The sequence below is a fragment of the Pricia antarctica genome (assembly GCF_900101815.1).
Taxonomy (GTDB): domain Bacteria; phylum Bacteroidota; class Bacteroidia; order Flavobacteriales; family Flavobacteriaceae; genus Pricia; species Pricia antarctica.
In genome coordinates this window covers 116,133-128,835 of record NZ_FNAO01000005.1, presented here as the reverse complement: position 1 = coordinate 128,835, position 12,703 = coordinate 116,133, and the positions used below count along the sequence as shown (strand labels likewise).

The 12,703-nt window shown below is 40.6% G+C and carries 12 protein-coding genes; 10 read left to right on the top strand and 2 right to left on the bottom strand.

Annotated elements, in window-relative coordinates; genetic code table 11:
* The first annotated feature begins 25 nt into the window (after positions 1 to 25).
* The 8 genes from BLT07_RS10560 (at position 26) to BLT07_RS10525 (ending at position 9,381) form a co-directional block, all read left to right on the top strand.
* On the top strand, positions 26 to 214 hold the full coding sequence (locus tag BLT07_RS10560; protein ID WP_091868488.1) for a hypothetical protein: 189 nt from the start codon (positions 26 to 28) through the stop codon (positions 212 to 214).
* A gap of 171 nt (positions 215 to 385) precedes the next feature.
* The gene (locus BLT07_RS10555; RefSeq protein WP_091868486.1) at positions 386 to 679 is read left to right on the top strand and encodes a hypothetical protein; all 294 of its coding nucleotides are present in this window, start codon (positions 386 to 388) and stop codon (positions 677 to 679) included.
* Positions 680 to 773: 94 nt separating this feature from the next.
* Positions 774 to 1,442, top strand: coding sequence for a response regulator transcription factor (locus tag BLT07_RS10550; RefSeq protein WP_091868484.1), 669 nt, complete (start codon positions 774 to 776; stop codon positions 1,440 to 1,442).
* Entirely contained in the window at positions 1,439 to 2,812 is a 1,374-nt protein-coding gene (locus BLT07_RS10545) for a sensor histidine kinase (RefSeq protein WP_091868482.1), read from the top strand. Before BLT07_RS10550 ends, BLT07_RS10545 begins: the two co-directional genes overlap by 4 nt.
* Positions 2,813 to 3,105: 293 nt before the next feature.
* Complete coding sequence (locus tag BLT07_RS10540) at positions 3,106 to 7,440, top strand: CusA/CzcA family heavy metal efflux RND transporter (protein ID WP_091868480.1); 4,335 nt, start codon at positions 3,106 to 3,108, stop codon at positions 7,438 to 7,440.
* A 2-nt stretch (positions 7,441 to 7,442) separates the two neighbouring features.
* Positions 7,443 to 8,606, top strand: coding sequence for an efflux RND transporter periplasmic adaptor subunit (locus BLT07_RS10535; RefSeq protein WP_091868478.1), 1,164 nt, complete (start codon positions 7,443 to 7,445; stop codon positions 8,604 to 8,606).
* Between the two features lie 51 nt (positions 8,607 to 8,657).
* The gene (locus tag BLT07_RS10530) at positions 8,658 to 9,146 is read left to right on the top strand and encodes a hypothetical protein (protein ID WP_091868476.1); all 489 of its coding nucleotides are present in this window, start codon (positions 8,658 to 8,660) and stop codon (positions 9,144 to 9,146) included.
* The gene (locus BLT07_RS10525) at positions 9,127 to 9,381 is read left to right on the top strand and encodes a hypothetical protein (RefSeq protein WP_091868472.1); all 255 of its coding nucleotides are present in this window, start codon (positions 9,127 to 9,129) and stop codon (positions 9,379 to 9,381) included. The genes BLT07_RS10530 and BLT07_RS10525 overlap by 20 nt, the downstream gene beginning before the upstream one ends.
* 118 nt (positions 9,382 to 9,499) lie before the next feature.
* Here the strand turns inward: BLT07_RS10525 and trhA are convergent, their stop codons facing one another.
* Entirely contained in the window at positions 9,500 to 10,138 is a 639-nt protein-coding gene (gene trhA, locus BLT07_RS10520; RefSeq protein ID WP_091868470.1) for a PAQR family membrane homeostasis protein TrhA, read from the bottom strand.
* Between the two features lie 155 nt (positions 10,139 to 10,293).
* Here trhA and BLT07_RS10515 point away from each other — a divergent pair, with 155 nt between their 5' ends.
* Entirely contained in the window at positions 10,294 to 11,163 is an 870-nt protein-coding gene (locus BLT07_RS10515) for a universal stress protein (protein WP_091868469.1), read from the top strand.
* Positions 11,164 to 11,548: 385 nt separating this feature from the next.
* Entirely contained in the window at positions 11,549 to 11,731 is a 183-nt protein-coding gene (locus BLT07_RS10510; RefSeq protein ID WP_091868468.1) for a hypothetical protein, read from the top strand.
* 301 nt (positions 11,732 to 12,032) lie between these two features.
* Here BLT07_RS10510 and BLT07_RS10505 read toward each other — a convergent pair whose 3' ends face one another.
* A complete protein-coding gene (locus BLT07_RS10505; RefSeq protein ID WP_091868466.1) occupies positions 12,033 to 12,422 on the bottom strand; it encodes a DUF302 domain-containing protein in 390 nt (129 codons plus the stop codon).
* Between the last annotated feature and the right edge of the window lie 281 nt (positions 12,423 to 12,703).

Genomic DNA, 12,703 nt, shown 5'->3' with positions numbered 1-12,703 from the left:
CCTACCAATTTTTATTATTTTAGTATTGCAAACGGCCTACGCACAACAACCAAACTATAGCCTGCCCGACCTTTATCTGGCCAAAATAGTGCAGGTCAGCCAGAGCGACAGTTATATTACCTTCCCCACGGATATTGGCTATATTGAACCCCTGATGTTCGAGACCAACGTAAACCCCAGTTTAACATTCGAAAGTGGAAGGAATCGAACTTGATGACGGTTTTAACCTTGCAGATTACGTTCCGAATGTAAAATGAAGATTCGTATCCCGCGAAAACGCCCAGCTATATTCCCCAGATAACTTTTTACAACCTGACAGGGGATAAAAACGCAACCAACCATTTTACATTGTTGGGAAAGTTCGCCTACCATTCCAACGAGCAGGATGGCGACATTATTAAAGAATGGCAACTTTGCCACTAATTTCTTTGAACTGGAATTTATAAAAACCGGTTTCAGCAAAACGTTGAACGCCACAAAATTCTTCAAAAGTTCGTTGGAAGCGCTTCCCCGAAGTTGGATGCTGAACGAGCTCCATGGCAAGTATAGCGGCTTTTGCTGGCACAATGCCTTTTTTGCCTATAAGCTCCCCATAAAAATGGGGCGTCGCGGATCGGTAAAAGCCGATTTCTCGTTAAAGTCGGAAACCACATGGCTGATCGAAAACATTTTGATCTAATTCTGAAATAGGCGCTACGCAATGCACGTAAATTTTAAGCAAATCTTAAGAAAAACCCAATCTCAGCTTAACTTAAAAGCGTAACTTTTGTAGTATGAGAATTCTAATCGTAGAGGACGAACCTGGCATATTTAACTTTCTCAAACAAGGTTTGGAAGAAGAGTCTTATGCCGTGGATATTGCCGAAGAAGGTAAAAAAGGACTTGAATTAGCACTTTCAGGAGAATATGACTTGTTACTATTGGATTGGATGGTTCCAGGGGTAAGCGGTATTGAAATTTGTCGTCAATTCAGAAAAGATTTTAAAGAAACCCCGGTTATTTTTTTAACGGCAAAGGATACCTTGGACGAAACGATATTTGGACTTCAAGCCGGTGCGAACGACTATATTAAAAAGCCCTTTCATTTTGAAGAACTTCTTGAACGAATTAAGGTTCAATTGCGCCCAAAATCAGGGGAACATTCCGTTTTTAAACTGGGGAACATCACACTCAATACGGCAACACATCAAGTTCTAAAGGGAAACGAAGAAATAAGCCTTACGCAAAAAGAGTTCGCCTTGCTCGAATACTTAATACGGAACAAGGGTATGGTTTGCAGAAGGTCTCGAATTATCGAAAGTGTTTGGGATATTCATTTTGAATACAATACTGGTGTTATTGACGTATATATCAATGCGCTTCGCAAAAAATTGAAGTTGACAAAAGATGAAAATTATATACAGACGGTTAGGGGAATCGGCTATATCGCTAAAGAAGTATGAGCTTAAGTTTTAGAAATAGGATAGCGTTGCACTATATGACAGCCACCGCAATTATAATGGCGGTGGCTTTTACCGTTGTTTATTTTGTTGTGCAGGGAACGGTTTACCAAAATCTGGATAACGACCTTGCCTTTGAAGCAGTTAAGCATAGCGGAGAAATAAACATAGTTGGGGATAGTATCAAGGTTATTAATAAAATTGAATGGGAAGAAAGTGAACATCGCGAGGTGCAAGTCAACCCTGTTTTTATCCAAATTCTTGATAAAAATGGAAATTTTATGGATAAGTCTCCCAACCTTAAAGAAGACGAACTTGCTTTTAATCCGCTCGACAAATATGGAGGAAATTTCGATGGAACCCTAAATGAAAGGCCCATCCGTCAAGTTCAGGTTCCTATTGAACAAAATGGCAAAATAAAGGGTTTCATACTGACTGCAATGTCATTGGAATCATCTAAGATGGTATTGCTTAACCTAAGGAATGTTTTGATCGTGTCTTATTTATTTCTCTTGGTGGGGTTATATTTCATTTCTAGATACTTGGCAGGACGAGGTATCATACCGGTAAAGGTTATAACCGAAACAACAAAAAGAATTACCAAGAACAATTTGAATGACAGGGTCGTTCTTCCTCAAAACAGGGATGAACTCTATGAGTTGTCTTCCGGAATCAATGAGTTGCTTCAACGTATTGAAAATGCTATGGGGCGAGAGCGACAGTTTACATCCGACGCTTCCCACGAATTGCGCACACCTCTATCGACACTAAGAGGGACGTTAGAGGTACTGATTCGAAAACCGAGAGAGCAGGAAGAATATGAAGATAAAATTAAATTCAGCCTTTCAGAAATAGACCGTATGACCGACACAATAGAACAACTTTTGTTGTTGGCAAGGTTAGGTACCTCTTCAAAAATAGCATCTGAATCACTAATTTCTTTGCCTACTTTAATAGACGAAATTCTTTCGAGACACAAAAAGGCCATAATGCAAAAAGAACTCTCTATAGATTTTCAAGATGAGGTTCCGAATGAAAATATGGTTCCTTCGTATTACACGAACTTAATAATGGACAATATCATTGGTAACGCCATTAAATATTCCAAGAATGCCACCACGATTCATATAACAATAGAGCAATTGGAGTCTAAGATTGTTTGCAAGGTTCAAGATGAGGGAATTGGCATAAAAAAAGAGGATTTGGACAACTTGTTCAACCATTTTTTCAGGTCGGAAGCCTTAAAACATAAAAGTATTCCAGGGAACGGTTTGGGTCTGTCCATAGCCAAAAAGGCTGCCGACGCTATTAATGCACGAATAGTGGTTGATAGCGAATTTGGCAACGGAACGACTTTCACAATTCAATTTTAATCGAACCTTAAGATTTCCTTTGGCTAGTTTTTATAATGGATGGCTACTCTTATAACTTAATTAACAATGGCTCTCTTGAAAATGAAAATAGATTTCCCTCTTAACCTTTAAATGTTTCGGTTACTGTTTACTGATTGGTTGAAAAAAGTCTTGGACATTGTTCAGGGCTTTTGCAGTTTTAAAATAAGACATCATTGATGCACCCTATTTTAAGCAAATCTTAAGAAAGGGTTTAGAACCCTCTTAGATTCCAGTTCTACATTTGGATTGTTATTCATGTAAACAATCAAAAAATGTTAGAACGGATCATACAATACAGTATTCATCACAAGCTAATTGTATTGCTCTTTACGGCGGGTATCGTGGGGTTTGGCCTGTATTCCCTTTCTAATATCCCCATTGGGGCCGTTCCGGATGTAACCAATAACCAAGTGCAGGTCATTACAACTTCTAGAAATTTAGCTACTGAAGATGTAGAGAAATTTTTGACCTATTCCGTAGAACTGGAAATGGCGAACTTACCGGGCGTTAAGGAAATCCGTTCGGTTTCAAAGTTTGGGCTATCCGTAGTTACGGTTGTATTTGATGATGATCTAGGTACATACCTTCCCCGCCAGCTTATCGCCGAGAAAATAAAAAGTGCCGAAGAAAAAATTCCGGCAGGCTTTGGCAAACCATTTATGGGTCCCGTTTCCACGGGTCTTGGCGAAATCTATCAATATATTATCGATGTTGACGCAAAACACAAAGATCAATATTCGTTATCAGATGTGCGTACCATTCAAGATTGGGTGGTCAAACGTCAACTTTCCGGTATACCGGGAGTGGTTGAAGTAAATACTTGGGGAGGCTTCCTAAAGACCTATGAAGTAGCTATTAACCCTGAACGACTTCGCGCTATGGACGTTTCCATATTTGATGTATTCAGTGCTTTGGAAAAAAACAATAGTGTCGCTGGGGGCGGTTATATAGAAAAAGTAAATCAAAGCTATTTTATCAGGGGCGAAGGACTTGTGGGTTCGGTACAAGATGTTGAAGACATTGTAGTTACAAGCAAAGGAGACGTGCCGATCTATGTAAGAGATATTGCTACAGTAGGGTTTGGTCACGCCAATCGTTTTGGCGCAATCACAGGAAATGGCGAAGGCGAAAAAGTATTGGGGCAGGTGATGATGTTAAAAGACGCCAACTCTAACGCTGTGATCGAAGCTGTAAAAGAGCGTGTGGCCGAAATACAAGCCACATTGCCACCAGGTATTTCCATTAATCCCTTTTTAGAACGAAGCGAACTTATTGCCAAAACCACATTTACAATTGCCGAGAACTTAATATTGGGGAGTTTAATTGTGATTTTCGTTGTCGTATTGCTTTTGGGCAATCTACGGTCTGGCTTGGTCGTTGCCTCCGTCATTCCGTTATCACTGTTATTTGCACTTTCATTGATGTACATCTTCGGTGTAGATGCCAACTTGATGAGCTTAGGTGCCATTGATTTTGGGATTATCATTGATGGCGCAGTTATTATTGTTGAATTCATTGCCTTTAAAATTACAAGTCAGCGTACTAAGTTACTGGCTCTTCCTAAAAACGAAAGACAAGGATTAATAGATCAGATCACTTATCAAGGAGCGACGAAAATGATGAACTCCGCAGTCTTCGGGCAGCTAATCATAATCATCGTTTTTATCCCCATTCTATCTCTGGTCAATGTAGAGGGTAAAATGTTCCGGCCTATGGCATTAGTATTCTCTTTTGCCCTTATTGGAGCTATGGTCCTCTGCTTTACTTACATACCGGTAATGGCATCCATGTTTATCAAACCCTCGAATACCGAAAAACAAACTATTTCATCTAGACTAATCGGTTTTTTAGAAAGAAAATATCGGCCTGCCATTTCATGGGCCTTACGTAAAAAGAAATTGGTTTTGGGCATGGCCTTGGGCTTAATGGTATTTACCGCGTTTCTGTTCACTAGAATGGGAGGCGAATTTGTACCCACCCTGGACGAGGGAGATTTTGTGATTCAACCAGTTTTGAAAACGGGAACTTCTTTAAGCAAAACTATAGAGGCAACCACACGTATGGAAAAAATATTGAAAAAATTTCCGGAAGTAGAACAGGTTGTTAGCCGAATTGGCGCTGCCGAAGTACCCACAGATCCCATGTCTATGGAAGAAAGTGATGTTATTATAAAACTAAAGCCCAAAAATGAATGGGTTTCTGCGAAGACAAAGGACGAACTGGCGGATAAATTTAAGCAAGCCTTGTCCGAAATTGCCGGTGTGGATTATGAATTTACCCAACCCATTGAAATGCGTTTTAACGAACTAATAACAGGAGTCCGTGCAGATTTGGCCATTAAGGTTTTTGGGGAGGATTTGGACGTTCTCTACGCCAAGGCATTGGAAATTGAAAAAGCCATACAGAATGTTGAAGGGGCAGCGGATATTTCGGTAGAGAAAACTGTAGGCCTACCTCAGATGTCCGTGAAATACGACCGTCAAAAAATTGCCAAATACGGTCTCAATATTGAAGACTTGAACCGGCTCATTACTATAGGCTTCGCAGGAATGCCCGCGGGAACGGTATTCGAAGGGGAAAAGCAATTTGATTTGGTATTGCGATACGATGATGCGTACAGAAAGGACATCAAAAATATTGAAACTGCCTCCGTAACACTTCCGAATGGCAATAACCTGCCCCTTAGTGAATTCGCTAAAATTGGTTATACAAAAGGCCCTGCAAAAATTTCGCGAGACAATACCAAGCGTAGAATCGTGGTAGGGGTAAACGTGAGGAATCGCGATTTGGAATCCGTGGTAAAGGATGTTCAAACCATAATAGATTGGGATATTAAGCTGCCCTCGGGCTACTCTGTTAGTTATGGCGGTCAATTTGAAAACTTGCGAACCGCGTCGGCAAGATTAAAAATTGCTGTCCCTATCGCTCTAATCTTGATTTTTGTCTTACTCTACTTTGCTTTCGATTCCATAAAAGAAGCTTTGTTGATCTATAGCGCTATTCCTTTAGCTTCTATCGGAGGCGTGCTGTTGCTTTACGTACGGGGCTTACCCTTTAGTATTTCAGCTGGCGTTGGCTTTATTGCGCTATTTGGGATTGCGGTATTAAATGGGATCGTTTTGATCGAAGAGTTCAAGGAACTAAAGGCACATGGGATTACCAATATTAATAAGAGGATACTTATGGGTACGAAGAACAGATTAAGACCGGTTTTATTGACTGCCTCTGCCGCCGCATTAGGATTTTTGCCCATGGCCATTTCAACCTCTGCCGGTGCGGAAGTACAACGGCCTTTGGCAACTGTTGTCGTAGGCGGATTGATTACCGCAACGATATTGACCCTTGTGGTACTTCCTGTCCTATATGCAATGTTCGACAGAAAAGGACATCATAAAGAACCAAAGACCAAAGTAAATTTTAAGGCTCTTGGCATTATTGTCATTTTACTTTTACCGATGATGGGCAGAGCCCAGCAAAATCCGGTCAATGCCCGGACAGCGGTAGAAATTGCCATTAAAAATAATAAGGGGCTCCAAGCCAATGCTAAAAGGATCGACCAATCCGAACAGTTGGTGGGCAGTGCCTTTAATATAGACAAAACCCAGATTTACTATAGCTATGATCAAAATAATATTGCCGAGAATGGAATTCCTTTAAAGGTTTATGGGGTTACCCAATCCTTACAATTCCCGACGATTTATAGTGCACAGCGAAAAGTGGAGAAACAAAAAGTGGATTTGACCACCCAACAATACCGATTAAACGAAAGAGCCTTGACCAAAGAGGTGTACAAGGCGTATTATAATGTGGTCTACAACATTAATCTAGTACAACAATATACTTTTCTGGATAGCCTGTACGGCCAGTTTGCGAGGGCAGCGAACAAACGATATGATGTGGGAGAAACCAATTTATTGGAGAAACTTACGGCCGAAGCCAAACAAAAGGAAATTTCCATTTTGCTTTCCCAAACTAAGGAAGGCGTGGCAAAAGCATATACAACGCTTCGTCAATGGATGCAAGCTGATTCATTGGTCATAGTCGGGGAGAATGGTTTGCCCCATCTGCAATTACAAACCCAGGACCTTTCCGATCATCCTGGTATCCAATTTTACGATGCCGCGCAAAAACTGACGCGATCTTCCCTCACCTTGGAAAGACAACGTTTGCTGCCGGATTTGCACATCACGGCATTCCAAGGTGCCAATAATGGTCCGGAATCGAAGCGATACAATGGATTTCAAGCGGGAGTATCGGTTCCCTTATGGTTCGGGGCGAACAAAGCAAAAATCAACGCAGCGAAGACTGAGACTATGATAATGGCCGACGAATCTGAAAATTACAAGATACAACTGGAATCAAAGTATCAAGGACTGGTATCAGATTTGAAAAAATTTCAGGAGGCGGTCAATTATTATGAAACCACAGGTGGAAAACTTGCAAAACAATTGACTACAAGTGCCTCAAAATCATTTCAAAACGGGGAGATAGATTTCTTGCAGTATGTACAGCTCTTGGAAAGCTCCAAAAATATTGAAATTAGCTATCTACAGAACCTTAACGAATACAACACCACAGTTCTGGAATTAAACTATTTAACCTATTAATAATGAAAAAGACAAATTACAATATTACCGATCTTCATAGCTTTAAAGGCCTTCTCGTTCTCGTAACAATAGCATTGGCTTCCTGTAATTCAAAGGATCAATCTGAAGTTGTCAGTCCAGGTGCTATGGGGAATGATGACAAAGAGGTAGTTACCATAACCGAGAACCAGTTCACTTCGGGTGAAATGGAAATGGGCAAACTTTCCATGCACGAGTTTAATACCATAGTAAAGGCTAACGGTATGTTCGCAGTGCCTCCTCAAAACCATGCCGATGTAAGTACTTATTACGCAGGGTATGTAAAGGACATAACCCTCTTACCAGGGCATGCGGTTAAAAAGGGTCAGGTTTTGTTTACCATTGAAAATCCCGAATATATTCAAGTACAACAAGATTTCTTGGAAGCCAAAGGACGTTTGCGCTATCTGAAATCCGATTATGACCGTCAAAAAGAGTTGGTAGCGGATAATGTAACCTCCAAAAAGATTTTTTTAAAAGCAGAATCGGAATATACGGTGACCTTGGTACAATATCAATCCTTGAAAAAGAAGTTGAGCCTTATGAACATTAATCCGAATACCCTTACTGGAGAAAACATTCGGTCGGTCATTAGTGTTCCTTCGCCGTTATCGGGCTATGCGACTACCATAAATGCAAATAAAGGAATGTACCTAAACCCTTCGGACGTTGCGGTAATCGTAACCAACACCGATGACCTGCACATTGAATTGAAGATTTTCGAAAAAGACCTTCCTATGGTCAAAGTGGGTCAGCAAATCAATATCAGATTGCAGAACGACACAGAGAAAGTATATAAAGGTGTTGTTCATTTGGTCAACAAATCTATAAACACTCAAGATAGAACCATAGATATTCACGGGGATTTAGTGAATGAGGAAGAAGCTAAACTGTTCGCCCCGGGAATGTATATTGTAGGAGAGATCCTGACCACTTCGTCGGAACATCCCGCACTACCGACGGAGGCTATTGCCAATATTGACAATGACTATTTTGTTCTTGTCAAAGAAGAAAATCAAAATTTCAAAAGGGTGCTGGTCCAAGTAGGTACTACGAACAATGGATTTACCCAAATACTTAATGCAGCCGATTTTGAACCAAACACGGAATTTTTGACCCGAGGAGCATTTAATCTAATCACGGAGTAAACCATGGTCCAAAAATATTTAATGTAAACAAAGTAATGTAAAAACAATAGGATGAACGACGCACATTTTCATTTAGTAGTTAACCATCTTCCCATTGTGGGTGTGTTGGTTGGGTTTCTGGTATTACTGTCTGGTTATATCATAAAGAACCCTCAAGTAAAGACAACGGCACTAGGTATTTTTATTTTTAGTGCCTTGGCCGCTATCGCAGCTTTTTATACCGGAGAGGGAGCTGAAGATATAGTCGAGAATTTACCCGGAGTCAGCGAAACCTTAATCCATGAACATGAAGAGTATGCGGAACTCTTTTTTACAATGATGTTGATTTTAGGTGGTGCTTCGCTGCTGACCCTATTTTTCCAATTCAAAAAATCCCCATTGGTAAAATACGGTTTTGGGTTGGTTCTGATACTATCTTTGAGTTGTATAGTCATTTCAAAATATGTTGGTACAAGTGGAGGCGAAATAACCCATATTGAAATCAGAAACGATGATAATGTCATTCAATTAGATTCGAACAATGGCCGCCCTAACGATTAAAAGCATTGCGAAGTATTGTTCCGATATACTTCGTGATAAAAAATGCAAGAACCTACCCTTTCTTACTCTTGCACATACCCAAGAGGTGGTTGACAACGTCCTATTAATTTCTGATGCCGTCGGTATTCATCCAAAAGAAGCAGAATTTATAGACATAGCAACTTGTTTTCATGATGCTGGCTTCTCGGAAACCTATCAAGACCATGTGGAAGTAAATAAATGGATTGAGACATGATATCAGATTCGACTTCGCCGTTTTTCTAGCTTGATAATAGCCAAAGACAATGCCTAACAAGACCCAAATTCCCAAGGTAACGAAATCAATTTTTTTCAGGTCAAAAAATAACCACCTTTCACACTGCCAATAAAATGGCAACGTAATGACAAATAGCGGCGGCCAGTACGAAAAAATGCCAGACAGCATGGTTGTACGTATATTTTTCCCACAGGTAGAAGATAACGCCCAAAAGGTAAAGTGCACCCCCAATAAGGATCATGGTCAATACCGCAGTGGGAATAGTTTCAAAGAAAGTACGTCCGCCTACTAGCATAATGCATCCCATGGCTATGTAAAGGAGCGTCGATATAACCTTCCATTTGCCGGTAAAAAAAATCTTAAAAATAATTCCCAATGCGGTCAGGCCCCACAATACGGATAACAAAGTAATGCCAAAAGCATTGTCCATATAAATCAATAAAAACGGAGTGTAGGTTCCGGAGATCAAGAAATAAATACTGATGTGGTCAAGAATTTCGAATATGCGTTTTGCATGGGCGTGCTGAAACCCGTGGTAGAGGGTAGAAAAAGTAAAAAGTTGCAAAAAACAAAACCCATATATAGCTGCCCCGATAACCCCCGGTGTATTATCGCTTTTTATGGAAAAGGCTATCAGAATAGGAATACTGACGATGCCGAAAATAATTCCAAAGCCATGTACGATACTGTTTACGAGTTCCTGCTGAATTTGTGTATTTGCTTCTGGGGCTTTCATGAAAATGAATTGGGGCGGCTTATGCTTATATGAACTTTTGTAAAGTTACCAAAATCAGTATGGATATTAGACGGAAAACAGTTGAATGACCAAGGTCATTTTATATCTTTTGATCGGTCGCTAATTTTGGTTTCATATCGATAAAGAAGTGAGTCATGAAAACAATCCTCTATGCCACTGATTATTCCAAGAATTCCGTGGCTGCATTGAAGTATGCCCAAAAATTTAGTAAGACAATGGATTCCCTTTTGGTGGTCACGCATGTTTTTGGTTATGGCATGGTTACCGAAAGCGTGGTTCTAGATGACCCAGAACTCCGAAAAAATGCTTTAAAGGCCAATCGTACCCGATTGGAAGAATTCTGTAAGGAATATTTAGGCGAGGATCGGAAAAAGACGAACATACAGATTGTACCCATAGAGAATATGTCGATTGTTGACGGTGTTATCGGGGTCGCCAGCGAGTGGCACGCTCAAATAATCGTGGTGGGCACAAAGGGCGAAAGTGTCTTGAAGGAAATTTTCATGGGCAGTACTGCCAAACAGTTGATCGAAAAAGCCCCTTGCCCGATTATGACGATTCCTACAGAGGCCAATTATAAACCCTTCAAGACCATCGTCTACGCGACCGATTTTGAGGAAGAGGATGTATATGCTATCAAAAAATTGAGCGAATTCGCCGAGCGTTTCGAGGCCGAAATAAAAATGGTACATATCTCGACAAAAAAGGCATATTCGGGTGAAACACAGATGGAGTGGTTCAAGGATGCCCTACTGGAAAAAGTCGATTATGGCCCCTTGGAATTCCAACTGCTGTTGTCAGAGAATATATTCGAGGCGCTCAGGACCTATCTGGGCGATGTAGGGGCCGACCTTGTAGTGATGCTCGAACGTAAAAAGAGCGGTTTTCTAAAAAAATGGTACCATGCCGATAAGGTCAAAAAAATGGAAACCTATGGCAAAGTGCCACTGTTAAGCTTTAACGAAGGCAACCATGAAATTTTTCATTTTAGTGCCGAGTTATAATTGTCCTTGATTCCATGCATAACTTCAAAAAAGTTGACGAGTATTAAAATTTCATCTATTATGACAACCTAACTACTGCCTTAAATAGACGAATACTGTACGAAATTGCTATTGACGAGCAAGTGTTCGCAGCTTCCATTCCACAACATCGAACATATAAAGGAAGTGGTCTTCAATGACAAGGTCATTTGCAATTATGAAAGTTCCCGTAAGAAGAAAAAGAACCCATTTTGATTGCCGCATGGTTTCATGATTTCGGGTTTTAAAAAAAAAGTACGATGGCCATGAGTATATCCGTAAATCTAGAGCGGGGGAATACCTCAAAAAGGTGGGATACCCAGATGATAAAATAGAAACCGGCCTATCTTGTGTCTAGGCTATAAAAATGCCCCAACATTCTACCCATTTAAATGCCCGAGCGTTATGCGATGCGGATGTCGATGGTTTGGATTGTTTTTTAGGATGGTTCAGGAAGAACCAACAACGGAGCCTGGCTATGAAAGGCGACTTTCTTGACCACGGGTTCAAGGGTCAGTTTTTCCCTAAAGGTATGTTCGTAATGGATTAGTGCGAGCATGTCAGCTTCTTGTGCCCTGGCGAAACCATTTCTTTAATGGCCGATACCAAATTATCGGTTTGAGAAATTTTATCGAACGTATGCCAATTGTTTGTATGGTGATGTTTGAGATAGTCAAGCACTTTGTCCAGTCCCTGATTGGAATAGGCTTCCATAGATTTGTAAATGACCCCAAGCCGCTGCTTTCCTTATTGCCCATTTCGTTCTTGAGAAACTGCATGGCATACGAAATGGCGTTCTATTGTTCAAGGGTTGTACTTCAAGTTAATCTTTTTATACGTTTTCGGAAACTCTAAAGGCTTTCCACAGCCCTTTTCAACTTGTTCCGTACTTCATCCGCTATTCCGGCAAGAGCTTCGTTTTCGACGCCCATCATAGAAGCCACGGGATCTACTGCCGCCACTTCGATAGCTCCATTTTTGGCTTCACGTACAATAACGTTGCAGGGCAGCATGGTGCCGATCTTATCCTCGACCTGTAATGCTTTGTAAGCGAATGGCGGATTGCAGGCTCCTAAAATCCTATAATTCGGGAAATCGACATCCAGTTTTTTCTTCAAGGTACTTTTGATGTCAATTTCGGTCAATATGCCAAAGTCCTCTTTTTTAAGGGCTTCTGTGGTTCTTTCGATTGCATCGTCAAAAGTGGTATCGGTAAGGGTCTTGCTGAAATAGTAGTCCATTTTGTTGTTTTTATATTATATGATTAAAATACTCCTCCTTGGGAGAGATTATGGGACGCTAAAAATAGAAACGGGAGGCGATCTTGTTAAAAACTAATGCAAACCCTTCTAGTCTAGGTTTTTATCGTTTTGAGACCATAAAAACCTTTCCTTACTATGCTTTAGAAAAGGACGGGAATACCGAAATATTCCAGTCCTTTGGTTATTCTATCGTTCTTCCCCTAATTTGCCATTCGATGCGGAAACATACTAAGTTACGGAATTCATTTGGAGTGAAGACC